The sequence below is a fragment of the Cupriavidus sp. GW822-FHT03E04 genome, from assembly GCF_058801495.1.
Map to the genome: position 1 here is coordinate 64,102 of NZ_JBXANI010000015.1, position 26,741 is coordinate 90,842.

The window sequence follows — 26,741 nt, forward strand, 5'->3', positions numbered from 1 at the left end:
GTCCGCTATGAAAAGGGCCGCGCTGTCGGCGGCCGGTTCAGGTCTTCGTGGCTGGCTGGCCCGGGATCAGGCAGCCGGCTTCTTGTAGGCGATGCAGTCCACTTCGACCTTGCAGTCCACCACCATGCTCGATTGCACGCAGGCGCGCGCGGGCGGGTTGGCGCCGAAGTATTCCTTGAAGATCTTGTTGAACGACGCGAAGTCGCGGGCATCGTCCAGCCACACGCCGCAGCGCACGATGTGCTCGGTGCCGTAGCCGGCTTCGGCCAGGATGGCCAGTACGTTCTTGATGGCCTGGTGGGTCTGCGCAACGATGCCACCGTCGATCACCTCGCCGGCCACCATCGGCACCTGGCCGGACACGTAGAGCCAGCCGTCGGCTTGCACGGCACGGGAAAACGGCATGTGCTGGCCGCCGGTGCCGGCGCCGCCCTCGACGCCAAATCGTTTGATATCCATGGGGACTCCTGAAGCAGATTGCAAATTGGGAAATAGGTGGTTACTGTGCCGGCGCCGCGCTGGCCCCGGCAGGCTTTGTGCGCGCGAGGAAGCGGCCGGCCCGCGCGCCGGTGGGCTTGCGCTGCTGCCACGACAGCTCGCCGTTGACCCACACGCAAGCGATGCCCTCGGCGGGCTGCATGGGATCGGTGAAGCTGGCCGCGTCGCGGATGGTGGCGGCGTCGAACAGGACCAGGTCGGCCCAGTAGCCTTCGCGCACCAGGCCGCGCCCGGCCAGGCCGAAGCGCTCGGCCGACAGGCCCGTCATCTTGTTGATCGCGACCGTCAGCGGGAACAGTTCGCGGTCACGGGCGTAGTGGCCCAGCACGCGAGGAAAGGCGCCCCACAGGCGCGGATGCGGCAGCGGATCGTTGGGCAGGCCATCGGATCCCACCACCGTGGCGGGATGGCTCAGGATGCGGTCCACGTCCGCGTCTTCCATGCAGTGATAGACCGCGCCGGCGGGTTGCAGGCGGCGCGCGGCGTCTTCGAGCCCTAGCTCCCACTCGGCGGCGATATCGGCCAGCAGGCGCCCGCCCATCTCGGGGTGCGGCTCGGACCAGGTCACCATGATGTCGAAATCGCTGGTGACCTGCTTCAGGTCGAGCGTGGAGGAGCTGGCGGTGTAGGGATAGCAATCGCAGCCCACCGGCTGCCAGCGTTGCGCGCGCTCCAGCGCATCCAGCACTTCCCCGCTGCGTCCCCAGTTGTCCAGGCCAGCACACTTCATATGTGAGATCACCACCGGCACGCGCGCATGGCGCCCGATGCGGAAGGCTTCATCCATCGCCTCAAGGATGTCGGCGAACTCGCTGCGCAGGTGGGTGGCATAGAGCGCGCCCGCGTGCGCCAGCGGCTCGGCCAGCGCCAGCACTTCGTCCGTGGTGGCGGCAAAGGCGTTGGCATAAGCCAGGCCGGTGGACAGGCCAATGGCGCCATGGTCGAGCGCTTCTTGCAGTTGTGCGCGCATCGCCGCGATCTCGGCCGGGGTGGCGGTGCGGTCCAGCCGGTCCATATGGTTGCTGCGCAGCGCCGTATGGCCGACCAGCGCGGCTACGTTCACCGCGGGCCGGGCAGCCTGCACGGCCGCGGCATAGGCGGCGAAGTCCGGATAGCAGAAGGCGTCGGCGGTGCCCAGCAGGTTCATCGGGTCAGGCGGCTCGCCGCGCAGCGTGACGGGCGCCGCGCTGATGCCGCAGTTGCCCACGATCACAGTGGTGACGCCTTGCGATAGCTTGGGGGTCATCTCGGGCTGGCGAACCACGTTGGTGTCGTCGTGCGTATGCACGTCGATAAAGCCTGGCGCGAGCACCAGGCCGGCGCCTTGCACCACATGCGCGGCGCTGCCGGGGTCGATGGCATCGCCGCCGTCTTCCAGCATGGCAATGCGCGCGATGCGCCCTGCGCGCAGCGCCACGTCGGCTGCGCGCGCCTCGGCGCCGGAGCCGTCGAGCAGGGTGACGCCGCGGATGAGGGTATCGAACAGTTCAGGCATGGTCAGTCTCCGAGCGGCTGGCGGCTATCGGTGGCGCCAGTGCCGCGGTGCGCGTCGAGCACGTACTTGAGCCGGCGCAGGTTGTCCTGGCTCTGGTCTTGCTGCAGCAGGGCGAGCTGGGTCGCTAGCACGTCCATGACCAGCAGCATCGCGTAGCGCGAGGCCGAGGGCTTGAAAATAAAATCCGTTTCCAGCGTGCGCACCGGCAGCAGCACGTCCGCGCGCGCCGCCAGCGGTGAGCCCAGCGCGGTCACGGCCACCAGTTTCGCGCCGTATTCGCGGGCGATATCGCAACTGGCCAGCATCTCGGGCACGTTGCCCGTGGCAGAGAACGCAAGCACGACATCGTCCTTGTGCAAGGTGGCTGCCACCATCTTCTGCAGCAGCGCGTCCTGGTAGCTGGCAACCGGACGGCCCAGGCGGGCCAGCCGGTAACGCGCTTCGTCGGCCATGAAGGACGAGCCGCCACCCATGCCAAAAGCGTAGACCATGCGCGCCTCCAGCAACAGGCGCGCCGCACGCTCCATATGGTCGGGATCGATCAGCTTGCGATTGACCTCAAGAGAGTCCAGGATATCCGCATGAATGCTGTCGGCCAGCGTGGCAGGGGACGGCTCCGCCGCGCGGGCGACCTCCGCCTGCAGGAAACGCTGGCCCACGGCCGTGGCTTGCGCCAGGCGCAACTTGAGGTCGCGCACGTCGCGGCAGCCGATGGCCTTGGCAAAACGGGTCACGCTGGCTTCGCTCACCCCGGCCTGCCGCGCCAGCTCGTTGATGCTGGTGGCGGCGGCGCCCGCCAGGTCCTGCAGGATCACCTGGGCGACCTTCTGCTCGGCCAGGCGCAACGTGGGGCCACGCTCGGCGATGCGGGTCAGGATGTCGAAGGGCGCGGACATGGTTGGCGGGTCAATGGTGGGGGCGAGCCGTCCCGGGTGCGCAATGTCGCCTCGGAGCCAGCTTTGAATGTTACTTTATAACAAGGGTGAAATATCGTAATTTCAAGGCTATCATTACGTCAATCGGAATTTTGCAGGATGATGACAGCATGCGTGAAATAAAGTACCAAGCCGGCACGATCGATCCGCTCAACAAGGCGCTGGGCAAGCTCGATGCCCCGCTGGCGCCCGATGCAGCCGGCCAGGTGGGCTGGCAATTGCTGGCGGAAGACCTCAGCCTGCCAGCCGCTGTGCTGTATGAAGAGCGCCTTGCGCATAACCTGGAATGGATGCGCCGCTTCATGGGTGAGTATGGTGTGCAGTTGGCGCCGCATGGCAAGACCACCATGGCGCCCAAGCTGTTCGCGCGCCAGCTGGCCGCCGGCGCCTGGGGCATCACGCTGGCCACCGCGCACCAGACTGCCGCCGCGTACGCGCACGGCGTGCGGCGCGTCTTGATGGCCAACCAGCTGGTGGGCCGGCGCAACATGGAAATCGTGGCCGACCTGCTGCGCGATCCGGATTTCGAGTTCTTTACGCTGGTGGATTCGGCGGCGCTGGTGGACCAGCTGGGCACGTACTTCAGCGCACGCGGCCAGAAGCTGCAGGTACTGCTGGAACTGGGCGTGCCAGGCGGGCGCACTGGCGTGCGCGGTGCGCAGCAGCAAGAAGCGGTGCTGGCGGCGCTGGCGCGCTGGCCCGGCGTTCTGTCGCTGGCCGGTGTGGAAATCTACGAGGGCGTGCTCCAGGAAGAGGCCGATATCCGCGACTTCCTGCGGCGCACCGTGGCGGTGACGCGCGAGCTGTTCGCGGCCGGCCGCTTCGGCCGCAGCCCGGTGGTGATGTCCGGCGCGGGCTCGGCCTGGTACGACGTGGTGGCGGAGGAGTTCGCCCGCACCGATATCGGCGCGCCGATCGACATCGTGCTGCGCCCGGGCTGCTACCTCACGCACGACGTGGGCATCTACCGCGCCGCGCAAAAACGGATTCTGGCCAGCAACCCGGTCGCGCAGAAGATGCGCGAGGGCCTGTTGCCGGCCTTGCAGTTGTGGGCCTATGTGCAGTCGATTCCCGAGCCGGAGCGCGCCATCATCGGCATGGGCAAGCGCGACGCCGCCTTCGATGCGGGCATGCCGATCCCGGCGCAGGTCTACCGGCCCGGTGCAAGCGCGCCGGTGGCGGTGCCCGCGCATTGGGAGGTGACGGGCATGATGGACCAGCACGCCTATCTGGCGATCCGCCCCGGCGACGATGTCCAGGTTGGAGACATGGTGGCCTTTGATATTTCCCATCCCTGTCTTACCTTCGACAAGTGGCGCCACATTCCGGTGCTCGACGGCGACCTGCGCGTGATCGATCTTGTGCAGACGTTCTTCTGAACGGCCGCACGCAGCAGCAAAGACAGCCATAACGGTAACGATAGCAACAACAGCAACAACAGCAACGACAGCGACAACAGGGGACGCTTGCACCATGAGCATCGACATTCTCGCCTTCGGCGAAGCGCTGGTTGAGTTCAACCAGCAGCCCGACGATCCCGCGCGCTACCTGCAGGGCTTTGGCGGCGACACTTCCAATTTCTGCATCGCCGCGGCGCGCCAGGGCGCCCGCGCCGGCTATATCAGCGCGGTGGGCGAGGACACCTTCGGCGAGCGGCTGCTGGCGCTGTGGACGCAGGAGCGGGTGGATACCCGCCACGTGCGCATCGACGCGGGCTCGCCCACGGGCGTGTACTTCGTCACCCACGACGCGCACGGGCACCGTTTCGACTACTTGCGCAGCGGCTCGGCGGCCAGCCACTACAGCCACGAGAACCTGCCGCACCACGCCATTGCCGAAGCGCGCTACCTGCATGTGTCAGGCATCAGCCTGGCCATCAGCACCAGTGCCTGCGATGCCGGACTGGCGGCAATGGAGCATGCGCGCAAGGCCGGTTGCCAGGTCACGCTCGACACCAACCTGCGCCTGCGCCTGTGGACCCTGGCGCGCGCGCGCGGCATCATGCGCGAGGCCTTCGCGCTGACCGATGTGTGCCTGCCGAGCTGGGACGACATCACCGTGCTGACGGGCCTCGATGACCGCGACGCCATCGTCGACTACCTGCTGGGCTGCGGCATCGGGCTGGTCGCGCTCAAGCTGGGCGAGGAGGGCGCGTACGTGGCCACGCCCGAGGCGCGCACGCTGGTGCCGCCGTACGCGGTGCGCCCGGTGGATGCTACCGGGGCCGGCGATTGCTTCGGCGGCAGCTTTGTCGCGCGCCTAGCCGCCGGCGACGATCCGTTCGACGCCGCGCGCTACGCCAATGTGGCGGCCGCGCTGTCCACCACCGGCTATGGCGCCGTGGCGCCTATCCCATCCACCGAAACCGTGCTGGCGCGAATGGCGCAGTCGGTTTCCGTGATCGCCTGATTCTCAAGCCCTCAAGCCCTCAAGCTCCAAGCTCAATCGTCCGACCTGACCGAAGATCCACTGCCATGCAAACTCAATCTCCCTCGCTGATCGAACGCCTCGTTAACGTGCCGGTGATCCCGGTGCTCGAATTCTCCTCCGTGGACGAAGCCCTGCATGTGTCCGAAGCCTTGATCGGCGGCGGCCTGCCGGTGCTGGAGATCACGCTGCGCACGCCGGTGGCGCTGGACGCCATCAAGGCGGTGGCGGCAGCTTTCCCGCAAGCCTGTGTAGGCGCGGGCACGGTGTTGACGGCGGCCGACCTGAAGGCCGTGAGCGACGCCGGCGCGCAGTTCGCGGTTTCACCCGGGCTTACGCCGGCGCTGGCCGTGGCCGCGCAGGGTGCGGGCGTGGCGCTGTTGCCTGGCGTAGCCACCGCCAGCGAGGCGATGGCCGCGATGGAAGCCGGTTTCAAGTTCCTGAAGTTCTTTCCGGCGGAAGCGTCGGGCGGCGTGCCGATGCTCAAGTCGCTTTACGGGCCGTTCGCGCAACTGCGCTTCTGCCCGACGGGCGGCATTGACCTTGCTCGCGCGCCAACGTATCTCGCGCTGCCCAATGTGGTTTGCGTGGGCGGATCCTGGGTGGTGCCCAAGGATGCGGTGGCCAAGGGCGACTGGGCGCGGGTGCGCACACTGGCGCAGGAGGCTGCCGCGCTGCGCAAGTCCGCCTGAAGCCCCCAAGGCGTCGGACAAAGGCGGATAGCGGGCCGCCGCGCCAGGTTATAAGCTTGGCATATCCCGACTGCTGGAGGCAGCATGGCTGTGCAACTGGCGGGTCCGGCCCCGGGTGGCATGGCAGCTTCCCGGCGCCGCGGTGCGATGCTGGCCCAGCGGCTTGGCCGCGTGTTGATTTGCGCTTGCGTCTTGTTTGCCGAGGGTTGCGCCAGCCTGCCCAAGGAAGCACCGCGCGAGCAGAGCGCAGCGCTGGCAGATCCGGCGACCACCGCCCTCGGGCGGCTGGCTGCGCAGAGTTCGCCCGATCAGGCGCTGTCCGGCTTTCATGTGATCGCCTCTGGCGAAGAAGCCTACGGTACGCTGATTTCGCTGGCCGACCATGCCACCCGCACCCTGGATCTCCAGTACTACCTCATCGAGGCCGACGAATCGTCCCGCGAGATCCTTCGGCACGTGCGGGCAGCGGCCGAGCGGGGCGTGCGCGTGCGCGTGCTGGTGGACGACCTGCATAGCGACGGCAAGGATCGCGCCTTCCTGCGCTTCGCGGGCCATCGCAATATCGAAGTACGCATGTTCAACCCGTTTCCTGCGGGGCGATTCTCCAAGCTGACGCGGATGCTCTCGTCCGCCACCGATGTCCGCCGGCTCAACCGCCGCATGCACAACAAGGCCTTTATCGCCGACAACGCGCTGGCCATGACAGGGGGCCGCAATCTCGGCAACGCCTATTTCCTGCGCGCTCCCGACACAAACTTCGTCGACCTTGACGTGATCGCTGCCGGCCCCGCGGTACGGCGGTTGTCTGCCGCATTCGACAGATACTGGAACAATCCGCTGGCCGTGCCGGTGGAAGTCCTGGCAACCCCTGCGGAGGCGGCGGACGCGGCCTCCGCCTCCGGCACTAGGGCGGCGCGGCCCGAGCAGGCCCTCGTGGGCACGCAGACGGATAGCAAGCGCATCGAAGCACTGGGCATGACGCCTCCCGGCAAGATCGATGCGCGGGAGAGCTTCCTGGGGCGCCAGTTCACGGCTGGCGGCAAGCTGGCTCTCGAATGGGCTTCGGCAAGCGTGATGGTCGACGCGCCCAGCAAAGCCGCGCCGGACCAGGCGCCAGCCGCCGGCGAGACCATGAGCGAGGAACTGGGCCGCATGCTGAGCGGGGCGAGCCAGGAGATCATCCTGATTTCCCCCTATTTCATCCCGGGCGACCGCGGCGTCGCGTGGATGGCGGACCTGGTCAAGCGCGGCGTCAAGGTGCGGGTACTGACCAACTCACTGGCCGCCACCGATGCGCCCCTCGTCCATGTGGGATACCGGCGCTATCGGCCCGACCTGCTGCGCGCGGGAGTGGAACTGCATGAGCTCAAGTCGCGCCCCGGCCAGCCGCAGAAACTGATCGGGGATTACATGTCTTCGCAGGCTAGCCTGCATGTGAAGGCGGCCGTCGCCGACCGGACCAACCTGTTCGTGGGATCGATGAACTTCGATCCACGCTCGGCCAGCCAGAATACGGAAACAGGCCTGATCATCCATAGCGCCAAGCTCGCGCAGCAAGTCGCGCAGTTGTTCGCGGGGGCGATCGACGATAACAGCTACCTGCTGCGCTTGTCCGATCAGGGCGCGGTGCAGTGGGTGGATGGCAAGGGGGACAAGGCGGTGGTGTTCGATACCGAGCCGGATACAAGTTGGCAGAAGCGCTTGTGGATCGACGTACTCGCGCCGTTCACGCCTGAGCAGTTGTTGTGATGCCGCGGAGCGCCATGCCTGGCGCTCCGGTGCCGTCAGCGCATCTTACTTGCTGCGATCGGCTGCGCCTTCAAGCTTTTGGCCACCCTTCTGTATATCCTGGCCCAGGCCGGCCATGGTGTTGCAGCCAGCCAGCAGGGTGGCAAACAGAACGCAGAAGATCCATCCTTTTTTCACGCCAGACTCCTTTCGGTCATTGAATTCGCCGCAATTTTACCGTTGTCGCGGTGCTCTATTGAAGCACGATGCGTGCCATTTTGTAACCGATCGTGCCAAGATTGTGACGCGGCGCGGGCAAGCACTGCGCCCTAGGTCAGCAATTCACGCGCGCGTGCGCAGATTGCAGCATGTGTCTGCGCCAGCCAGTGAGCCGGGAAGGGCTGCGCCAGCAAGTATCCCTGTATGGCGCAGCAGCCCCAACGTCGTACTTCGGCCAGTTGGTGCCGTGTTTCGACGCCCTTGGCACAGACTGGCAGGCCAAGGCGCCATGCCTGCTCGCAGGCGGCGTGCAGCCGGGCGGCGGCGCCGGCCTGGCCCGGCTGCCCTGGCTGCTCGCTGCTGCCGATGCAGCGCGCGTTGAACGTCAGTAAATCGGGTTGCAGGCGCTCCAGCGTTGACGCGCCGCCGGGCGCGTCGGCAAAGTCGCTCAGGGCAAACCGCAGGCCCGCGCCGCGCAACGTGGCGAGCTTGGCCGCGGCAACGTGGTCGCCGGCCAGCAACGCGTCGCCGGGAATCTCGAGGCAGATCCTCGCCGGGTCGAGCTTGCGTGCCGCCAGGGTGCGCAACAAGGTGTCGATCAGCGGGGTGCCATGCAACTGGGCGCTGGAAACCAGCAACGACAGTTCCACCGGGTCGGCAACGCCCGGGCAATCCAGCAGGGGCAAGGCGTTTTCCATCAGCCAGCGTGCCACCTCGCCCATCATGCCAAGAGATTCCAGCGCGGGCAGGAAGTCTTGCGGCGCGACACGCCCCAACTCAGGGCTCTGCCAGCGCAGACGGGCCGTGTAGCCAGTCACGCAACCCGTGGCCAGCGATGCCCTTGCCTGCAGGTTCAGCGCGATCTGCCCGCGCGCCATGGCAAAAGGCAGGGCGGCCAGGAGCGGTGTGGAAAGTGATGCAGGGGTGGTAATGCCGCCGCCGGCAACGCCGTCGCCTCCGCGTTTGCGTACGCGCAGCATCGCGTCATAGGCCTCATGGAGGCTGCGCTCCGCTGGCTTGTCGGGTTCATCCAGCGCCACGCCAATGCTGCTGGACAGGAACAGCTCGAACCCGTTCTGCACGAACGGCCGCGCCAGGCCAGCGGCCACGGCACGTGCCAGGCGCGTCGCTGCTTCCAGCGGGTCTGCCGCCAGCTGTAGCAGCGGGGCCAGCGGCACAACCGCACCGATGTCCGCCTGGCCTAGCCAGTTCACTTCGGCCGTCTGGGCCAGCGCGGCTATGCGCGCCGCCACCTGCGCGCGCAGCCGCGCCGATAGCTCCGCGCCAAGCGTTTCGCTAGCGTAGGTAAAGCGATCGAGGTGGATCACCAGCACCGCGAAGCGCTGCTGCGTGGCCGGCGGCATCTGCCGCCGCGCCATCAAGGCAGCCACGAAGTCGCATTTTTCATGAGGGTCCACCTCCGGCGAGCGGACGGCATCGTCTGCGTCTGGATGCATTGGGGGTCCCTGTGGGCAGCATGATTTCGCCGCACGGTGGCATGAGCGCGGCCTCACAAAGCCTTGGCCGCGGCAACCGGCGCGCCATCGGCGCGCCGGCTCGGGGATCTGGCCCTCAAGCCGGCGTCAGGGATGGCACGGCACAGTGACGATCATACGGTAGAGCAGGCGCGGCCCGAAGCGTGGCGGACACAGGGATAGTGCGGATTCGCCGGGGCTTGACGGAGATCAAGTTTCGGCGCCAGGCGGGTATGGGGTCAGCCGGTGGTCTCGGCGTCGGCGCCGTCGTCGGGCAGCACGCGCGACGCCAGTACCTTGTCGATGCGCTTGCCGTCCATGTCCACGATCTCGAACTTCCAGTCGCCCCAGCGCACGGTGTCGGTGGTCTGCGGAAGGCGGCCCAACAACAGCAGCAACATGCCGGACAGCGTGTGGTAACGCTCCTTGTCCTCTTCCGGCACCTGGCGCAGGCCAATGCGGTCTTTCAGCTCGGGGATGGGAATGAGGCCATCGAGCAGCCAGGAACCGTCCTCGCGCTGCACGGCCCATTCCTCGCCGACGCCATCCTGCTTGAATTCGCCGGTGATGGCCTCGATCAGGTCCTGCAGCGTCACCAGGCCTAGCACCTCGCCGTATTCGTCGATGACAAAGGCGATCTGGCCGCCGGAAACGCGGAAATTCTCCAGCAGTTCCATGCCGGTCACGCTTTCTGGCACGAACACCGGAGCCTGGGCCACGGCGGCGAGGTCGGTAGGCTCGCCGCGCAGGCGGCGCGCCAGCAACTGGCGGGCGCTCACCACGCCCAGCATGTCGTGCATGCCGCCGCGCACCACCGGGAAGCGCGAGTGATCGGACTCCTCGATGCGGCGCAGGTTTTCTTCCAGCGGGACTTCCACGTCCAGGCAGACCACATCGCCGCGCGGCACCATCAGCGAGGTGAGCTGGCGGTCATCCAGGCGGAACACATTACGCACCATGGTGTGCTCGTGCTGCTCGATGACGCCGGCTTCCGAGCCTTCCACCAGGAGGGCATGGATCTCCTCTTCGGTCACCGCCGGGCCGCGGCCGCTTTTCACGCCGAGCATGCGCAGCACCAGCCGGGTTGAGCTGGATAGCAGCTTGACGAACGGGGTGGAGGCCAGCGCCAGGAAGGAAATCGGGCGCGAGACCAGGCGCGCGATGGTTTCGGGGGCCATCTGGCCAAGGCGCTTGGGTACCAGTTCACCCAGCACAATGGAGAAATAGGTCAGGCCGGCCACCACAATGGTGGTGGCCACCCAGCCGGCGGTCGAGGCCTGCATGCCAAAGCCCTGGAGCCAGGCGCCGAGCGGCTGCGCCAGGGTGGATTCGCCAACGACGCCGTTCAGCACGCCAATGGAGGTAATGCCGATCTGGACGGTAGACAGAAATCGGGTGGGATCCTCGCCCAGCTTGATCGCTTCGATCGCGCCGCGGTCGCCTTCTTCGATGCGCCGCTGCAGGCGGGCCTTGCGGGCTGTCATCAAGGCGATTTCGGACATCGCGAACAGGCCGTTGATCAGGATCAGCGCCAGTAATATGGCAATTTCCATCAGGGTGCGCGCCCTGTGCGCGCAGGAGTTATCGAGGCCCAAAGCATAACATTGCTGTGTGTCAGGGCCGCTGCGGGCTTGCCTGGATTGCCGTGCCCATTCCCCCTTGCGGCACTTTGCGCTGACCGAGCCGTCACCCGGGCGCAGCGTGAAAACCGAACGGTGCCCCCGTTCGAAAACACGACGTTCGAGACGCTACAAGTCGCTTCCCGCTCCAGCCTTTTGCTCGAGGTTATTCGCTATCTCATTGATATAAAACAAAAAATACTTGTCTCCAGCAGTTGGCACAGCCGTTGCGTTACTGCCACCGAACCACCGTGCCATGCGGTGAGTTTGGCAACGGCGCTGCCTGGCAGCCGCCGTGAACGCTGACAAAGCAAGGAGACAAGTATGGAAGTGCAATCACAAGTCCAGGTGATGGGCATCGATGCCGGCGGCACGATGACCGACACCTTCTTTGTGCGCGGCGACGGGCGGTTCGTCGTCGGCAAGGCGCAAAGCAACCCGGAAGACGAATCCCTGGCCATCTTCAACTCCTCGGAGGACGCGCTTGCGCACTGGCAGCGCGGGGTCGACGACGTGTACCCCGAACTGCTGACCTGCGTGTACTCGGGCACCGCGATGCTCAACCGCGTTGTGCAGCGCAAGGGGCTGGACGTGGGCCTGATGGTCAACAAAGGCTTCGAGCACGTCCATTCGATGGGGCGGGCCATCCAGAGCTACCTGGGCTACGCGCTGGAGGAGCGCATCCATCTCAACACGCACCGCTACGACGAACCGCTGGTGCCCCTGTCGCGTACCCGCGGCGTGACCGAACGCACCGACGTGCAGGGAGAAATCGTGATCCCGCTGCGCGAAAATGAAGTGCGTCAGGCGACGCGCGAGTTGGTGGCGGCCGGGTCCAAGGCCGTCGTGATCTGCTTCCTGCAATCGCACAAGAACGGCACCAGCGAGCAGCAGGCGCGAGATATCACGCGTGACGAGCTCAAAAAGCTCGGTGCCGATATCCCGGTGTTCGCCTCGGTGGACTATTACCCGCAGCGCAAGGAAAGCCACCGGATGAACACCACGGTGCTGGAGGCATACGCGGCCGAGCCCTCGCGGCAGACGCTGAAAAAGGTCAGCGACCGTTTCAGGAAGCACGGCGCCAAGTTCGACCTGCGGGTGATGGCCACCCACGGCGGCACCATCAGTTGGAAGGCCAAGGAACTGGCGCGCACCATCGTCTCCGGGCCGATCGGCGGCGTGATCGGCTCCAAGCTGCTGGGCGAGACCCTGGGCTACGACAATATCGCCTGTTCCGACATCGGCGGCACCTCGTTCGACATGGCGCTCATCACCAAGGGCAACTTCGCCATCGCCGCCGATCCCGACATGGCGCGGCTGGTGCTGTCCTTGCCGCTGGTGACGATGGACTCGGTGGGCGCCGGCGCCGGCAGCTTCGTGCGGCTAGACCCCTATAGCGGCGCCATCAAGCTCGGCCCGGACAGCGCGGGCTACCGGGTCGGTACCTGCTGGCCGGAAAGCGGGCTGGACACGGTGTCGGTCTCGGATTGCCATGTGGTGCTGGGCTACCTCAATCCTGACAACTTCCTTGGCGGCGCGATACGGCTGGATGTGGAGCGGGCGCGCCAGCATATCAAGGCACAGATCGCGGATCCGCTGGGTCTGTCGGTAGAGGACGCCGCGGCCGGCGTGATCGAACTGCTTGACCTGCAATTGCGCGAGTACCTGCGTTCTAACGTGAGCGCCAAGGGCTATAACCCGACCGAGTTCGTCTGCTTCTCCTACGGCGGTGCCGGGCCTGTCCATACCTATGGCTACACCGAAGGGCTTGGCTTCAAGGATGTGATCGTGCCGGCTTGGGCGGCGGGCTTCTCGGCGTTTGGCTGTGCTTGCGCGGACTTCGAGTACCGCTATGACAAGAGCGTCGACCTGGCGCTGCCGCAGGACGCTGCGCAGGAGGACAAGGCCCGGGCGGCCCAGACCATCCAGAAGGCGTGGTCGGACCTGGCCGCCAAAGTGATCGAGGAGTTCAAGATCAACGGCTTCAAGGCCGAAGACGTGATCCTGCGGCCGGGCTACCGCATGCAATACATGGGCCAGCTTAACGACCTGGAAATCAGCTCCCCGATCGTCAATGCCGCCACGGCGGGCGATTGGGACCAGATCGTCGATGCCTTCGAGGAAACCTACGGCCGCGTGTACGCCAGTTCGGCGCGCTCGCCCGAGCTGGGTTTCTCCGTTACTGGCGCCATCATGCGCGGCATGGTGGTTACCCAGAAGCCGGTGCTGCCGGAAGACCCGGAAGGCGGGCCGAAGCCGCCCGCGCAAGCACGGCTGGGAACGCGTCCGCTGTATCGCCAGAAGCAGTGGCACGACGCGGTGCTGTGGAAGATGGAAGCGCTGCAGCCCGGCAACACCATCACCGGGCCCGCCATCATCGAGTCGGACGCCACCACCTTCGTCGTGCCCGAGGGCTTTGCCACCACTCTCGACAAGCATCACCTCTTCCACCTTAAAGAAGTGAAGTAAGGAGACACGCCATGAACATGATGTCCAGCAAGGAAGTCGGGCTCGCCGACCTGCTCAAGACCGGCGAGACGCTCAAGCAGTTCCGCGACGCCATCCTCGAACGCACCGCCGAGACCGGCCATTACAACGGGCTCACGCGCCTCGCATTTCGCGAGCGGGACCCGATCCGCTACGAAAAGCTCTTCTCCAAGCTGCGCGGCGGCCTGGTGCACGCGCGTGAAACCGCCAAGAAGATCGCCGCCAGCCCGATCGTCGAGCAGGAGGGCGAACTGTGCTTCACGCTCTACAACGCCGCAGGCGATTGCGTATTGACCTCAACCGGGATCATCATCCACGTCGGCACGATGGGGGCCGCGATCAAGTACATGATCGAGAACGACTGGGAGACCAATCCCGGCATCCACCCCGGGGACATGTTTACCAACAATGATTGCGCGATCGGCAATGTCCATCCCTGCGATATCGCCACCATCGTGCCGATTTTTGCGCATGGCAAGCTGGTGGGCTGGGTGGGCGGCGTGACCCACGTGATCGACACCGGCGCGGTGACGCCCGGATCGATGTCCACCGGGCAGGTGCAGCGCTTTGGCGACGGCTACATGATCACCTGCCGCAAGACCGGGGTGAACGACACCCCGCTGCGCGACTGGCTGCATGAAAGCCAGCGCTCGGTACGTACGCCCAAGTACTGGATTCTCGACGAGCGAACCCGCATCGCCGGCTGCCACATGATCCGCGACCTGATCGAGGAAGTGATCGAGGACGAAGGGCTGGAAGCCTACGAAGAGTTCTCCTACGAGGTGATCGAGGAAGGGCGCCGCGGCCTGCAGACGCGCATCAAGGCGATGACGCTGCCGGGCAAGTACCGCAAGGTGGCGTTTGTGGACGTGCCGTACAACCACCCGGACGTGCAGACCTCTTCGGCCTTCGCCAAGCTCGATTCGATCATGCATTCGCCGGTGGAAATGGAAATCCGCAAGGATGGTTCGTGGCGCCTGGATTTCGAAGGTGCGAGCCGCTGGGGCTGGCATTCCTACAATGCGCACCACGTGGCCTTTACCAGCGGTATCTGGGTGATGATGACGCAAACGCTGGTGCCCACGCAGCGCATTAACGATGGTGCCTACTTCGGCACGGAATTCCATCTGCCCAAGGGCACCTGGATGAATCCGGACGATCGCCGCACCGGCCATGCCTACGCCTGGCACTTCCTGGTCTCGGGCTGGAGTGCGATGTGGCGCGGCTTGTCGCAGGCCTACTTCAGCCGCGGCTACCTGGAAGAGGTCAATGCCGGCAACGCCAACACCTCCAACTGGCTGCAGGGCGGCGGCATCAACCAGGAGGGCGAGATCCACGCGGTCAACAGCTTCGAGGCTTCGTCGTGCGGCACCGGCGCCAGCGCCATCAAGGACGGTCTCAACCATGCCGCGGCGATCTGGAACCCGGAAGGCGATATGGGCGATATCGAGATATGGGAAATGGCCGAGCCCCTGCTTTACCTGGGGCGCAACGCCAAGGCCAATTCCGGCGGCTATGGCAAATACCGGGGCGGCTGCGGCTTCGAGACGCTGCGCATGGTGTGGAAAGCGCAGGACTGGACCATGTTTTTCATGGGCAACGGCTACATGAACAGCGACTGGGGCCTGATGGGCGGCTATCCCGCCGCCACCGGCTACCGCTTCGAAGCCCACAAGACCGGCCTGAAGGAGCGCATCGCCGGCGGCGACAGCCTGCCGCTGGGTGGCGATGCCAATCCGGACTTGCCGGACTACGAGAACCACCTCAACGCCGGCGCGGTCGTCAAGCGCGACCAGCAGTGCATGACGACCGAGGACTGCTACGACAACTACGACCTGTACCTGAACTACCTGCGTGGCGGCCCGGGCTTTGGCGACCCGCTCGACCGTGAGGTCGAGGCCATCGAGCGGGACCTGAACAACGCCTTGCTGCTGCCGGAATATGCGCAGAAGGTATATGGCGCGGTCGCGACCAAGGACGGCAATGGGATATGGACGGCGGATGCCAAGGCGACCGCGTTGCTGCGTATCGAGATCCGCAACCAGCGCTTGGCGCGCTCGCAGCCTGTCCAGGAGTGGATGAAGGGCGAGCGCGAGCGGATTCTGGTCAAGCATGCCTCGATCCAGGTGCGGCACATGTTTGCCACCAGCTTCGGCCTGTCGAACAAGTTCGAGCAGCAGTTTCGCACGTTCTGGGGCCTGCCGGACTCGTGGACCTTGACCGAGGACGAGCTGGACGTGCCGACCTATGGCTCGAAGTACCGCATGGACCTGTCCAAGATGCCCGACGTCAACACGGTGGTGCTGGTCGAAGAGTGAGGCCCGGCCGGCACCAACCAATGCACACATTAGTCAATACGCCAGAGAGGATTCAAGATGTCCACTTACACCAGTGAACAGGTCAAGAACCTGGTCGACGGCAAGCTCGACTGGGACACCACCTTGCGCATGCTATCGATGCCCAAGGATGCCGCGCGCTTTCAGCTATACGTGCAAGCGCTGCAGAAAAAGCTCGATTGGGATGATCGCATCGTGCTGCCGCTGAGCCCGCACATGTTTATCGTGCAGCAGGCCAAGACCAAAAAGTGGGTCACGCAATGCGATTGCGGCCATGTCTTCTGCGACTACCGGGAGAACTGGAAGCTCCATGCCAACGTCTACGTGCGCGACACGGATGAAGCCATGGCCGAGGTCTATCCGCACCTGATGGCGCCGGACACGCAATGGCAGGTGTACCGCGAATACTACTGCCCCAAGTGCGGGACCATGCACGACGTGGAAGCCCCCACGCCGTGGTATCCGGTGATCCACGACTTCGAGCCGGATATCGAAGCGTTCTATACGGACTGGGTGAAGCTGCCTCTGCCGGAACGCGCGGACTGATACCGATTTCGACATCGAGGTAATTGCTTCTGCACTTCCGGGCCAAGGGATGGATCGTGCATCCCTCCTGGCGGTGGCCTTTCGGCCGTTCGATTTTCGAACGGCCGTTTCGTTTCCGGCCGGTCGGTGACGGGCGCTCGGGCACCCGTGCGGCCGGGCGGGCCGCGCGGCGGGCGCATGGCGCGTGGCCTGGAACTTGCGGGTAGGCAAGCCCCGGCTGGCTTTGGCGGTGCCGTCGGGAGTAGGATGCAAAGAGCGGGCGCCAGTCCCGCGAAGCACGCAAGACAGGAGATCGAGCCGGATAACCGGCCATCCGAGCCCGCATCGGGCGGGCCCCCGCAAGGAGACACGGAATGCAAGAAGCCGGTACACCGATGGACTGGTTTTCCCATCCCGACCATGACGCCAGCATCATGTCCGCCTGGGAGCACCTGATCGATGGCGGTGAGGCGAGCGCTGGCGAACTGCGCTGCGTGGTCGATGATTCCTGGCGGCGGTGCCTGGTGGGCCAGGTTGATCCTGGCGCCGGGGCCGCGCCGCCGCCGCTGGACGAAGCCGGCCTGAGAGTCCGGCGGGAGAAGAATGATCGCCTGGTCAGCGCCAGCCTGCCACTGATACAGCAGACCCGCGAGTTTCTCTCGCAGACGGGCACCATCATGCTGCTGGCCGATCCTGACGGGATGATCCTCCAGCAGGAGGGGGATATGCATATCGTCGAGCCCGCCGGTGAAGTCGGCCTGATTCCGGGCTGCGACTGGACGGAGCTCAACTGCGGGACCAATGCCATCGGGACCGCGCTGGCCTTGCAACAACCCGTGCAAATCCATGGTGCCGAGCATTTTTGCGCCGGTATCAAGCGCTGGACCTGCTCGGCCACTGTCATCCGTGATCCGCTGGACGGCGGCGTGCTGGGTGTGATCGACGTGTCAGGCCTGGCGCAGACCTATAGCAGGCATAGCTTGGCGCTGACCGTATCGCTGGCCGGCCGGATCGAGAGCCGGCTGGCCAAGCTGGCCATGGAGCGCCGCCTGCGGCTGCTGGACCGCTGCATGAGCCATTTTGCATCGGTGCGCAGCGATGGGGTGCTCGTCCTTGACGAAGGCGGACGCCTGGTCAAGGCCAATCCGCAGGCGCCTTCCGCGCTGGCGCGGCTGGGCGTGAGCACCATTTTGAACAGCGCGTTTTCCATTCCCGGCCTGGACGCCCGCGGGGCGCGCGCCGGATCCGGGCCGCTGCCCGAATGGCTTCGCCTGACCCGCTTCGAAGCGATCCGCGATCGCGGCGACATGCTGGGTTTCGTGGTGGTGATCCCAGCCGCGCCGCATCGTCCTGCATCGGGTGCTGCCGATGCACCTGCCGCGCGGCTGGGCGCGGCGCCGGCGTTTTCCAGTATCGTTGGCAACGGCGCGGCCTTGCGCTCGGCTGTGGAGAAGGCGCAGCACCTGGCGCCGTCCAGGGTGCCGGTGCTGCTGCTGGGCGAAACCGGCGTTGGCAAGGAATTGTTCGCGCAGGGAATTCACCAGGCCAGCGCCTGCGCGGACGGCCCGTTCGTGGCGCTCAATTGCGGGGGGCTGTCACGGGACCTGCTCGCGAGCGAGCTCTTTGGCTATGCCGAGGGAGCGTTTACCGGCGCGCGCCGATCGGGCGCGGCCGGCAAGATCGAGGCCGCCAACCGGGGGACGCTGTTTCTCGACGAGATTGGCGAAATGCCGCTCGACATACAGCCGCACCTGCTGCGTGTGCTGGAAGAGGGAGAGATCTACCGGCTGGGCGAGAACACGCCGCGCAAGGTCAGTTTTCGCCTGGTTGCCGCCACCCACCGGAACCTGCGTGACGACGTGGCCGCGGGGAAATTCCGCATGGACCTGTTCTACCGCATCGCCGTGACCAATATCGCCATACCCCCCTTGCGCGAGCGCAAGGACGACATCCCGGCCCTGGTCACGCACTGGCTGGGCCGGCTATGCGAGCGCTATGGGCTGCCGGTGGCCTCGTTCGACGATGATGCTTACCGATGCCTGCTTGCCTACGACTGGCCGGGCAATGTCCGCGAGTTGCGCAACGCGCTCGAGGGCGCCTTGCTGATGGCCGAGGGCGGCGTGATCACCCTGGACAAGCTGCCGCTCGAAATCAGCGAGGTGGGCATGCCGGGCGGGGCAGGCCGGCCAAAGGACATTGCCGGCAGTGTGCCCGAGACGGTTTGCTCATTGGAGATGGCCGAATCGGAATCCATCCGCAAAGCCCTGGCGTACAGCGGCGGTAACCTGACCAGGACCGCTTCGCGGCTCGGCATCGCGAAGAGCACCTTGTACCAGAAGATCCGGAAATACGGGTTGGGTGCTGCGCTGAGCGAAACACGCGGACGGGTGACATAGGGCGGCGTGCCCGACGTCGACAACCGCATTTCGGCCTGGGCTGGTGTCGCGTTGCAGCATGGGTGCGGGCCCGGCGATTATCCCGAAGGTAATCGCCAGACGGCCTTCGCCATGCTGTAATGCCGCCATGGATACCCTGACCCCCAGCTCCGAAACCGCTCTCGATTTCCCCGGCCTGCTGCGTTACTGGCGCGGCAGGCGCGGCTATAGCCAGCTTGCGCTGTCGCTGGCCGCCGGGGTATCGCAGCGGCATATCAGTTTCCTTGAATCCGGCCGCGCCCGGCCCAGCCGGGAGATGGTGCTGTCGCTGGCGGACCGCCTTGGCGTGCCGCTGCGCCAGCGCAACCGCCTGCTCCTTGCTGGTGGCTTCGCACCGGCCTACACCGAGCACGGCCTGGCCGCACCCGCGCTGCAGATGGTGCAGCAGGCCGTGGCGCTGATCCTGTCCAAGCAAGAGCCTTATCCCGCGGTGGTGCTGGACCGATTCTGGAACATGCTCGATGCCAATCAGGCATACCGCAACATGATTGGCGTGCTGCTGGGTGGGCGCGCACCGTCCAAGCTGGAGGAGGGCGGCGGGCGCATCAACCTGATGCTGACCGTCTTCGATCCGGACGGATTGTGGCCGGTCATCGACAACGCGCGCCAGGTCGGGCGCTACCTGCTGCGGCGTGTGTGGCAGGAGTTGCAGACGCAGGCGCAGGACCAGACCGCGCGGGAGATCTTCAACCGCATCGCGGACTGGCATCCCGATATGGTAGGGCCGGCCGGCGTTCCGCTGTTCGACGACGACGCTGCCGAGCGCACGCCGCCTCCAATGCTACCTGTGGCGCTGGCTGCCGATGGTTTTCGCGCCTCACTGTTCTCGACGCTGACCACGCTGGGCATTCCGCAGGACGTCACGCTGCAGGAGATGCGCATCGAGTGTTTTTTCCCGGCCGATGAGGCTTCACGCCATGCACTCGAGGCGCTGTCCCGGTAGCCGGTGGCCTTGACCGGTGCGCGCGACAGGACGGGCGCCAGCGTACACGTTGAGCAGATTGCGCAGCATGGTGTGCGACAATGCGCGTTGTCTTTTGGTCTACACGAGGGTCCGTCCATGTCCTTGCGCGCCTTTTTCCACGCTGTCGCCGTGCTGGTTGGCAGCAGTGTCTGTCTTGCCGCGTATGCCGAGCCTGCTGCCACGGTTCGCCCCGCCGCCACGGCGGGTTTGATTGAATGCCAGGCTCCCAGCGGGGGGGCTGCCTTCCGTTCCACGCCGCGCGAAGGTTGCGCCGTGCTGGCCGCGCCCGATTCTTCGGCGCCAGACCCGCAGCGCTGGCTGCCCCTGGCGGGCGCCAACGGGGTGATCTCTTACTTCGACAAGACTTCGGTGCGCCGCCGTGGTCCCGAGGTGGGTGTCGCCGTCATGCGCAACGCGCCGGCCGGGGTGATCCGCACCACCAGCGGCGAGCCGATCCGTTCCTCGCTCAAGCGCATGGTGTTCAATTGCGCCACGTCCATGTATGCGGTGGTGGAGCAGACGCTCTACGCCAAGCGCTATGCGCGCGGCGAGTCGCTTTACACCATCAGCGCCCCTCACACCGGAATGCCGCAGCCTGCCAGTGCAGGCACTGTTCCCGGCGAACTGCTCAGCCGCTTGTGTCCTTGATGCCTGTGCCGGCACGTGTGGCCAGGCTGGATGCTGCGTTGCAGTGTCGATAGGCGAACTGACACGTCAACCCATTCGTTCCCTGCTTCGTTTTGGTAGTCACGAAGCGCAGGTGCCTAGCGCCACCAAGGGCCGCAGGCAGGCTTCTCTTTACGGCTGACCAGGAGGCTGAAATGAAGAAGTGGATCGTGATGTTGACGCTGGCCATGTTTGGTGCGGGTGCTTATGCCCAGGCGTCGGCGCCTGCCGCGCCCGCGGCCGGCGACAAGCCAGCGGCGTCAAGCTCCGGCAAGACGACGAAGAAGCCGGCGAAGAAGAAGAAGAACCACGCGCCTCCTGATGCCGACAAGATGATGAATAAAGGCGCCTGAGCGCCGCTAGTGAAAGGCGACGGGCAGCCGCGCGCCGGTGCGCTCGCTTGCTGCCGAGCTAGTTCGCCACGCCGCCTGTGAGCCCTGCGTCGCGCGTGAAGCGCGCGGTGCCGCGCTTCCGGGTACCGATGTCCAGCGGCGCCATGCGCCATCCGGGGGGACTGGCATCGAGGCGGAACCCGATCGAGAGGCTACGGCCTCTCTTTTTTTTGGGCGCGGCGGACCCCATCCGCATGATTCCAGTGCAGTGCACGATTTTGCAGGTGCGCTATGCGCCGTTCCAGTGCTGCGCACGTGCTCGCCACGCACGTTGACGGCGTGCGATCCGTATTCTAGCGTTGCAGATTCGGGGGCTGCCGCTATGTAGAGGACATGGCGCAGCGGTCTGAGGGCAGGGGGCCGATGTTCGCGTTCCGCCTTGCTCATGCGTGGTGGCGCCGTAGGGGTAATCGCTGAAGAAATGGCTGTGCCCCGAACGTGCCCTGCGAAGCACCAAGCGATGATTCGACGGTATGCCCAATGTGATGCCTGGGCTCGAGCGGCGCGCGCAAAGCGGCGTCCGGATGGCTGGGGTTTCAAATTGTTGCAAACGTTGCGTGATCGAAACGTGACTTCTTAGTCTCGAGTTGTTAAGGTCTTATTGCGCATTGCAGCAAGTCGGATACGTCCCGATACATGCAGGCACAGGTTCAGCACCCAGTCAAAAGCGATGCGCAGCGAGATCCCCTACATTTTCCCCCGGTTCGCGCTGGCCGGCATCCCGCCGTTGCTTCAGTCATTCCGCTCGCATGGTGGCCCGCCTTTTGCTGCGGTGTTTGATTGATCGTAACCGTCCAACTACGCCCGTCACTGGCATTCATGTCCGAAACCGTTACCTTGCCGACCGTCGAATCTATCCAGCGCCGTGCATTGGCGCCTGCGAACACAGGCGCACTGCGCCTGGGCAGGTGGTTGTGCGGCGGCATGCTGGCACTGTGTGCCGTGGTGGCGCACGCGTTCGACTTCGACACCGTGGCGGCGCGCGCGCGCCAGCTGGCCGCAAGTCCTTACAAGGCACCCGCGCAGAATCTGCCGCGTGAATTGCGCGAGCTGCCGTACGAGCGCTACCGCGAGATCGAATACAAGCCTGAGCGTTATCAGTGGCGCAATGCCAAGCTGCCGTTCGAGCTCTCCTTCTTTCATGAAGGCATGGTGTTCGACCAGCCGGTGCGCATCAATGAAGTGGTGAGCGGGAGTGCCCGCGAGATCCGCTTCGATCCGTCCGCGTTCAACTACGGGCCGCACAAGGTCGATACCAGCAAGCTCAAGACGCTTGGCTTCGCCGGCTTCCGCGTGCTCTATCCGCTCAACAGCACCAAGGGCAAGGACGAAGTCGTTTCTTTCCTGGGCGCCAGCTATTTCCGCGCGTTGGGCAAGGACCAGTGGTATGGCTTGTCGGCGCGGGGCCTGGCCGTGGATACCGGGCTCAATTCCGGCGAAGAGTTCCCGCGTTTCGTGGAGTACTGGATCGAGCGGCCATCGCCAGCGGACAAGCAACTGACCATCTATGCGCTGATGGACTCGCGCCGCGTGAGCGGGGCGTACCGGATCGTGATCCGGCCAGGCACGGAGACGGTCATGGAGGTGAAGTCGCGCTTGTTCATGCGGGAAAACGTCACCAAGCTTGGCCTGGCACCGCTGACCAGCATGTACCTCTTTGGCGAGAACCAACCTTCTTCGGTGCCGGACTATCGGCCCGAGGTGCATGACTCCGACGGCCTCTCGGTGCAGCTCGGCACGGGTGAGTGGCTGTGGCGGCCGCTGAGCAATCCCAAGCGCCTGCTGGTGACCTCGTTTGCCGCGACCAATCCGCAAGGATTTGGCCTGATGCAGCGGGATCGTAATTTCAGCAGCTACCAGGAGATTGGCGCGTGGTATGAGCGTCGGCCGAGCGCCTGGGTGGAGCCCAAGGGGAATTGGGGCTCGGGCCGGGTCGAGCTGGTGCAGATCCCGACCCCGGACGAGACCAACGACAACATCGTGGCGTACTGGGTGCCTGACACCCCGCCCAAGCCCAAGCAACCTTTCGATTTCGAGTATCGGCTGCTGTGGCAGAAGGACGGCGACAAACAGCCGCCGCTGTCGTGGGTGACACAAACGCGGCGTGGCCAGGGCCTCAGCCGCAAGCAGGACGACACCAGCTTTTCGCTGGTGGTGGATTTTGAAGGCCCGGCCTTCAAGAAACTGGCCGCCGATACCCGGATCGATCCGGTGATCTCGGCCGACAGCAACGGGGAGCTGCTGAACACTTCGACGCAACGCAATGCGGCCACCGGCGGCTGGCGCATGACCATGGTCGTGCGCCGCAAGGACGAGAACAAACCGGTCGAATTGCGCGGCTATCTTCGCAACGGCAATACAACCCTATCCGAGACGTGGAGCTACATCTTACCCCCAGGCTGAAGCGGCGCGCCGCTCCGGCGGCGGCATGCGAGCGCTATCTCGATCGCGTTCCTGTCTCGCCCGACCAGCGTCGCGAGCTGCTTGACAACGTCGCTGGCAGCGACGCCGCCGACACTGAGTCGGCCATCCATCTTCTGCAGCGCACACTCGCGGCCAAAGACGGCGAGCCATCCCCGGCGGGCCCATCCTACGGCTCGGTGGGGCGCCGCCTCAATCTTGCCTATGGCGCACCGCTGGCGTCGGGCGAGCCGCTGGTGCAGCGTCGTGCGGACGGCACCGTGCATATCGACACCGGCCCCGAACCCAAACGCGCTTCCATGGTGCCGCGGGCGTGGCCTCCGCACATCGTCACCGGCTTCCTGCGCAACCTGGGCAGGCGCATGCTGGGCCGCCCGCCAGTCCCGGAAACCTGGGACACGCTACATGACGGTCCCGATGCCGAGGGCAAATGGCACCCGGCGGGCAAGCACCGCCGATGGGTACTGCTTGGCCTGGTAGCCGGGCAGACCGCGCTAGCTACATACTTCATGACCAAGGTGCTGCCTTATCACGGCACCGATCCGCTCGAGATCGCCGTGCTGGCGCTCTTCGCCATCCTGTTTTCGTGGGTGTCGGCTGGGTTCTGGACTGCCATGATGGGTTTCCTGGTGCTGGCCAAAGGCGGCGACCGCCATCTGATCTCACGCTCGGCCGCGGTGGATGGGCCCATTGCCGAGGAGGCGCGCACTGCGGTCATCATGCCGATCTGCAACGAGGACGTGACCCGGGTATTTGCCGGGCTGCGCGCGACCTATGAGTCGATGGAGCGCACCGGCGAGCTGGCCCGCTTCGATTTCTTCGTGCTGTCCGACAGCGGCAACCCGGACTTGCGCACTGCCGAGACCGATGCGTGGATGGAAACCTGCCGCGCGGTCAACGGCTTTGGCCGAATCTTCTACCGCTGGCGCCGCCATCGCGTCAAGCGCAAGACCGGCAATGTGGCGGACTTCTGCCGCCGCTGGGGCAGCGCCTATCGCTACATGGTGGTGCTGGACGCAGATAGCGTGATGAGCGGCGAGTGCCTGACCACGCTGGTCAAGCTGATGGAAGGCAATCCGGGGGCCGGCATCATCCAGACCGCGCCGCTGGCCGTGGGCCGCGAGACCATGTATGCGCGCGTGCAGCAGTTTTCCACGCGCGTGTACGGGCCGCTGTTTACCGCTGGCCTGCATTATTGGCAGCTCGGCGAATCGCACTACTGGGGCCACAACGCCATCATCCGCATCCAGCCGTTCATGGAACATTGCGCGCTGGCGCCATTGCCCGGCAAGGGCCCGCTGGCAGGAGAAATCCTCTCGCACGATTTCGTCGAGGCCGCCTTGATGCGCAGGGCCGGGTGGGGCGTGTGGATTGCCTATGACCTGGAGGGCTCCTATGAGGAACTCCCGCCGAACCTGCTCGATGAGGTCAAGCGCGATCGCCGCTGGTGCCAGGGCAACCTGATGAACTTCCGCCTGTGGATGAAGCAGGGCTTTCACGCTGTGCACCGCGCGGTGTTCCTCACCGGTGTGATGGCTTATCTGTCGGCGCCGCTGTGGTTCCTGTTCCTGGTGTTGTCCACCATCATGCTGGCCAAGCACGCGCTGGTGCCGCCGGAGTACTTCACGCAGCCCTACCAGCTGTTCCCGACCTGGCCGGAATGGCATCCCGAGAAGGCGCTGGCGCTGTTCTCGGCGACCGCCACACTGTTGTTCCTGCCCAAGATCGCCAGCGTGGTGCTGCTGATGAAGGACGCGCGCAGCTATGGTGGGCCGTTGCGCCTGGTGCTGTCGATGCTGATCGAAGTCGTGATGTCGGCCTTGCTGGCCCCGGTCCGCATGCTGTTTCACACCAAGTTCGTGGTGGCGGCTTATAGCGGCTGGGGCATTACCTGGAAGTCGCCGCCGCGTGAAGATGCGCAGACCACCTGGGGCGAGGCGTTCCGCCGCCATGGCATGCACACCTTGCTGGGCCTGGCCTGGGGCGGGCTGGTGCTGTGGCTGGACCCGAATTTTGTCTGGTGGCTGCTGCCGATCGTGGGCTCGCTGGTATGCTCGATTCCGCTTTCGGTCTGGCTGTCGCGGGTCTCGCTGGGCCGCGCGCTGCGCGGAGCCAGGTTGTTCGTGACGCCGGAGGAGGCCACACCCCCGCGCGAGATGGTGGCCATGCAAAAGCACGTGGAGGCAGCGGGAGAGCCGCCGGCATTTATCGATGCCGTTGTCGACCCGGTGACCAATGCGCTGATGTGCGCGACCGCCTCGTCGCGCGTGGTGCAGCCACAGGCTACGCAAGCGGAGCACGCCGCGCTGGTGCAGCAGGCCCTCACCGCCGGCCCGGACGCGCTGTCGGCTACCCAGAAACACTTGTTGCTGGGCGATCCCTTTGCGCTCGCCCAACTGCATGGACTGGTATGGGGCTCACCGCTGGCGCACGCGCGATGGAAAGAAACCCGTGTGTTGCCCCGGCGTGCGGCCAACGTGGTGCCGTTGCGTCCACGGCTTGCCTGAGCTATGCCCGGGAGCCGGCGCGCCTGCTCCCGGAGGCAAGGCCCGGCATCCCGGCAGGAATGCCAAATGGGGTTGGCAGGGTCTAGCGCAGTGCCGAGGAGCAGATGGGCGCGTTGATGTAGACGTCGCCAACGCGACGCTCGCCGCGCTCGTTGCGCGTCATGTAGCGGAACATCATGCTGATGCCCAGCTTGGTCAGGATTTCAACGTCCCGGTTCGCGCAGATATTGCGCTGCAGCGGCGCGGCGTAGCTGAGCTCGAAGCTGGCGAGGTCCAGCATGGGGCCTCGGTACTTGGTCAGCTCCAACTGGAACAGGATATGTTTGCCAGGGACCGACTGGCAGCGGCGCAAGCGCGTCTCGCCATCGATCTCGATGGGCAGGGCGTCGTTGAGCTGGCGGCAAGCGCGCGACAATATGTTGTCGGGGCGGGCGGTATTGCGCAGCAATTCAGGCACGCCTGCCGCGCCGGTATTCTGGCCCGTGGCAGCGCCCTTGAGCATTTGCGCCAGGGCATCGGCCTCGTTCACCACCACGGGGGCAGGCGCAGAGGCGGCGGCCCTGGCTGGAGCCGGTGCCGCATGCGCGCGCTGCGCCCACGGCAAACTAGCCGCGCCGGCGGCCAGGGCAAAACAGACAGAAAGCAGTTTGTATCTTGTTCTCATGCAGGAAAACGTTGCCGGGAACCGCACCATCGGGTGGGTTCCCGCGGTGCGTCGGGCTGCGTGATCGTCCGCCCCAGGCGGCCGACAGGCTGGCATTGTACCCTTGGCGTCGCTGCCGTTGATAGCCACGCACTCCTCCACTCCGCGGCGAAGCGAGGCCCGAAATTACCGCAATGCCGCGGTATCGCCAGGCCCGTCATCACAGTTGCACGCGTCCGGTCGGACGTGCGCTTGCATCATCGCCGCGCGGCGTGCC

At 65.6% G+C, this 26,741-nt stretch carries 20 protein-coding genes; 13 read left to right on the plus strand and 7 right to left on the minus strand.

Annotated features, from left to right (window positions below):
• Window positions 1-66: 66 nt before the first annotated feature.
• The 3 genes from AC1RQC_RS22465 to AC1RQC_RS22475 are packed head-to-tail and all read right to left on the minus strand — an operon-like array spanning window position 67 to window position 2,889.
• Entirely contained in the window at window positions 67-459 is a 393-nt protein-coding gene (locus AC1RQC_RS22465) for a RidA family protein (RefSeq protein ID WP_006163400.1), read from the minus strand.
• Between the two features lie 40 nt (window positions 460-499).
• Entirely contained in the window at window positions 500-1,993 is a 1,494-nt protein-coding gene (locus AC1RQC_RS22470) for an N-acyl-D-amino-acid deacylase family protein (RefSeq protein WP_492370844.1), read from the minus strand.
• 2 nt (window positions 1,994-1,995) lie between these two features.
• Window positions 1,996-2,889 (minus strand): MurR/RpiR family transcriptional regulator, encoded by an 894-nt coding sequence (locus AC1RQC_RS22475; RefSeq protein WP_150985497.1) that lies wholly within the window; start codon window positions 2,887-2,889, stop codon window positions 1,996-1,998.
• Window positions 2,890-3,038: 149 nt separating this feature from the next.
• Between AC1RQC_RS22475 and AC1RQC_RS22480 the strand changes: the two genes are divergently transcribed.
• The 4 genes from AC1RQC_RS22480 to AC1RQC_RS22495 all read left to right on the plus strand — a co-directional run bounded on the left by AC1RQC_RS22480 (window position 3,039) and on the right by AC1RQC_RS22495 (window position 7,796).
• Complete coding sequence (locus AC1RQC_RS22480) at window positions 3,039-4,307, plus strand: amino acid deaminase (protein ID WP_492370843.1); 1,269 nt, start codon at window positions 3,039-3,041, stop codon at window positions 4,305-4,307.
• 94 nt (window positions 4,308-4,401) lie between these two features.
• Window positions 4,402-5,337 (plus strand): sugar kinase, encoded by a 936-nt coding sequence (locus tag AC1RQC_RS22485; protein ID WP_492807298.1) that lies wholly within the window; start codon window positions 4,402-4,404, stop codon window positions 5,335-5,337.
• A 65-nt stretch (window positions 5,338-5,402) separates the two neighbouring features.
• Window positions 5,403-6,047, plus strand: a complete 645-nt coding sequence (gene eda / locus AC1RQC_RS22490) for a bifunctional 4-hydroxy-2-oxoglutarate aldolase/2-dehydro-3-deoxy-phosphogluconate aldolase (protein ID WP_492370841.1) — start codon at window positions 5,403-5,405, stop codon at window positions 6,045-6,047.
• An 84-nt stretch (window positions 6,048-6,131) separates the two neighbouring features.
• Window positions 6,132-7,796 (plus strand): phospholipase D family protein, encoded by a 1,665-nt coding sequence (locus AC1RQC_RS22495; protein WP_492807300.1) that lies wholly within the window; start codon window positions 6,132-6,134, stop codon window positions 7,794-7,796.
• Between the two features lie 45 nt (window positions 7,797-7,841).
• Here AC1RQC_RS22495 and AC1RQC_RS22500 read toward each other — a convergent pair whose 3' ends face one another.
• The 3 genes from AC1RQC_RS22500 to AC1RQC_RS22510 all read right to left on the minus strand — a co-directional run bounded on the left by AC1RQC_RS22500 (window position 7,842) and on the right by AC1RQC_RS22510 (window position 11,022).
• Window positions 7,842-7,973, minus strand: a complete 132-nt coding sequence (locus AC1RQC_RS22500; RefSeq protein WP_006163387.1) for an entericidin A/B family lipoprotein — start codon at window positions 7,971-7,973, stop codon at window positions 7,842-7,844.
• A gap of 131 nt (window positions 7,974-8,104) precedes the next feature.
• The gene (locus tag AC1RQC_RS22505) at window positions 8,105-9,451 is read right to left on the minus strand and encodes a GGDEF domain-containing protein (RefSeq protein WP_492370839.1); all 1,347 of its coding nucleotides are present in this window, start codon (window positions 9,449-9,451) and stop codon (window positions 8,105-8,107) included.
• A 257-nt stretch (window positions 9,452-9,708) separates the two neighbouring features.
• Window positions 9,709-11,022, minus strand: a complete 1,314-nt coding sequence (locus tag AC1RQC_RS22510) for a hemolysin family protein (protein WP_492370838.1) — start codon at window positions 11,020-11,022, stop codon at window positions 9,709-9,711.
• A 390-nt stretch (window positions 11,023-11,412) separates the two neighbouring features.
• On the opposite strand from AC1RQC_RS22510, the gene AC1RQC_RS22515 reads away from it, so the two are divergent.
• The 9 genes from AC1RQC_RS22515 to mdoH all read left to right on the plus strand — a co-directional run bounded on the left by AC1RQC_RS22515 (window position 11,413) and on the right by mdoH (window position 25,821).
• Complete coding sequence (locus AC1RQC_RS22515; protein ID WP_492807303.1) at window positions 11,413-13,557, plus strand: hydantoinase/oxoprolinase family protein; 2,145 nt, start codon at window positions 11,413-11,415, stop codon at window positions 13,555-13,557.
• Between the two features lie 11 nt (window positions 13,558-13,568).
• Complete coding sequence (locus AC1RQC_RS22520; protein WP_492807305.1) at window positions 13,569-15,893, plus strand: hydantoinase B/oxoprolinase family protein; 2,325 nt, start codon at window positions 13,569-13,571, stop codon at window positions 15,891-15,893.
• Window positions 15,894-15,950: 57 nt separating this feature from the next.
• A complete protein-coding gene (locus AC1RQC_RS22525; RefSeq protein WP_174427127.1) occupies window positions 15,951-16,457 on the plus strand; it encodes an acetone carboxylase subunit gamma in 507 nt (168 codons plus the stop codon).
• Between the two features lie 353 nt (window positions 16,458-16,810).
• The gene (locus tag AC1RQC_RS22530; protein ID WP_492370834.1) at window positions 16,811-18,832 is read left to right on the plus strand and encodes a sigma-54-dependent Fis family transcriptional regulator; all 2,022 of its coding nucleotides are present in this window, start codon (window positions 16,811-16,813) and stop codon (window positions 18,830-18,832) included.
• Between the two features lie 127 nt (window positions 18,833-18,959).
• A complete protein-coding gene (locus AC1RQC_RS22535) occupies window positions 18,960-19,814 on the plus strand; it encodes a helix-turn-helix domain-containing protein (protein ID WP_492807308.1) in 855 nt (284 codons plus the stop codon).
• A 117-nt stretch (window positions 19,815-19,931) separates the two neighbouring features.
• Window positions 19,932-20,483, plus strand: coding sequence for a surface-adhesin E family protein (locus AC1RQC_RS22540; protein WP_416052506.1), 552 nt, complete (start codon window positions 19,932-19,934; stop codon window positions 20,481-20,483).
• 173 nt (window positions 20,484-20,656) lie between these two features.
• Window positions 20,657-20,854 (plus strand): hypothetical protein, encoded by a 198-nt coding sequence (locus tag AC1RQC_RS22545; protein WP_150985486.1) that lies wholly within the window; start codon window positions 20,657-20,659, stop codon window positions 20,852-20,854.
• A gap of 858 nt (window positions 20,855-21,712) precedes the next feature.
• Window positions 21,713-23,296, plus strand: coding sequence for a glucan biosynthesis protein G (locus AC1RQC_RS22550; RefSeq protein ID WP_492370832.1), 1,584 nt, complete (start codon window positions 21,713-21,715; stop codon window positions 23,294-23,296).
• On the plus strand, window positions 23,269-25,821 hold the full coding sequence (gene mdoH, locus AC1RQC_RS22555) for a glucans biosynthesis glucosyltransferase MdoH (RefSeq protein WP_492370831.1): 2,553 nt from the start codon (window positions 23,269-23,271) through the stop codon (window positions 25,819-25,821). Before AC1RQC_RS22550 ends, mdoH begins: the two co-directional genes overlap by 28 nt.
• An 82-nt stretch (window positions 25,822-25,903) precedes the next feature.
• Here mdoH and AC1RQC_RS22560 read toward each other — a convergent pair whose 3' ends face one another.
• Window positions 25,904-26,485 carry a hypothetical protein gene (locus AC1RQC_RS22560; protein ID WP_492884701.1) on the minus strand — a complete coding sequence of 194 codons (582 nt, stop codon included), beginning with the start codon at window positions 26,483-26,485 and terminating at the stop codon, window positions 25,904-25,906.
• Window positions 26,486-26,741 lie beyond the last annotated feature (256 nt).

Bases quoted from the DNA above. Each gene is read 5' to 3' on its own strand.
- AC1RQC_RS22465 (WP_006163400.1), bottom strand. From the start codon at position 459: ATGGATATCAAACGATTTGGCGTCGAGGGCGGCGCCGGCACCGGCGGC.
- AC1RQC_RS22470 (WP_492370844.1), bottom strand. From the start codon at position 1,993: ATGCCTGAACTGTTCGATACCCTCATCCGCGGCGTCACCCTGCTCGAC.
- AC1RQC_RS22475 (WP_150985497.1), bottom strand. From the start codon at position 2,889: ATGTCCGCGCCCTTCGACATCCTGACCCGCATCGCCGAGCGTGGCCCC.
- AC1RQC_RS22480 (WP_492370843.1), top strand. From the start codon at position 3,039: ATGCGTGAAATAAAGTACCAAGCCGGCACGATCGATCCGCTCAACAAG.
- AC1RQC_RS22485 (WP_492807298.1), top strand. From the start codon at position 4,402: ATGAGCATCGACATTCTCGCCTTCGGCGAAGCGCTGGTTGAGTTCAAC.
- eda (WP_492370841.1), top strand. From the start codon at position 5,403: ATGCAAACTCAATCTCCCTCGCTGATCGAACGCCTCGTTAACGTGCCG.
- AC1RQC_RS22495 (WP_492807300.1), top strand. From the start codon at position 6,132: ATGGCTGTGCAACTGGCGGGTCCGGCCCCGGGTGGCATGGCAGCTTCC.
- AC1RQC_RS22505 (WP_492370839.1), bottom strand. From the start codon at position 9,451: ATGCATCCAGACGCAGACGATGCCGTCCGCTCGCCGGAGGTGGACCCT.
- AC1RQC_RS22510 (WP_492370838.1), bottom strand. From the start codon at position 11,022: ATGGAAATTGCCATATTACTGGCGCTGATCCTGATCAACGGCCTGTTC.
- AC1RQC_RS22515 (WP_492807303.1), top strand. From the start codon at position 11,413: ATGGAAGTGCAATCACAAGTCCAGGTGATGGGCATCGATGCCGGCGGC.
- AC1RQC_RS22520 (WP_492807305.1), top strand. From the start codon at position 13,569: ATGAACATGATGTCCAGCAAGGAAGTCGGGCTCGCCGACCTGCTCAAG.
- AC1RQC_RS22525 (WP_174427127.1), top strand. From the start codon at position 15,951: ATGTCCACTTACACCAGTGAACAGGTCAAGAACCTGGTCGACGGCAAG.
- AC1RQC_RS22530 (WP_492370834.1), top strand. From the start codon at position 16,811: ATGCAAGAAGCCGGTACACCGATGGACTGGTTTTCCCATCCCGACCAT.
- AC1RQC_RS22535 (WP_492807308.1), top strand. From the start codon at position 18,960: ATGGATACCCTGACCCCCAGCTCCGAAACCGCTCTCGATTTCCCCGGC.
- AC1RQC_RS22540 (WP_416052506.1), top strand. From the start codon at position 19,932: ATGTCCTTGCGCGCCTTTTTCCACGCTGTCGCCGTGCTGGTTGGCAGC.
- AC1RQC_RS22545 (WP_150985486.1), top strand. From the start codon at position 20,657: ATGAAGAAGTGGATCGTGATGTTGACGCTGGCCATGTTTGGTGCGGGT.
- AC1RQC_RS22550 (WP_492370832.1), top strand. From the start codon at position 21,713: ATGTCCGAAACCGTTACCTTGCCGACCGTCGAATCTATCCAGCGCCGT.
- AC1RQC_RS22560 (WP_492884701.1), bottom strand. From the start codon at position 26,485: ATGAGAACAAGATACAAACTGCTTTCTGTCTGTTTTGCCCTGGCCGCC.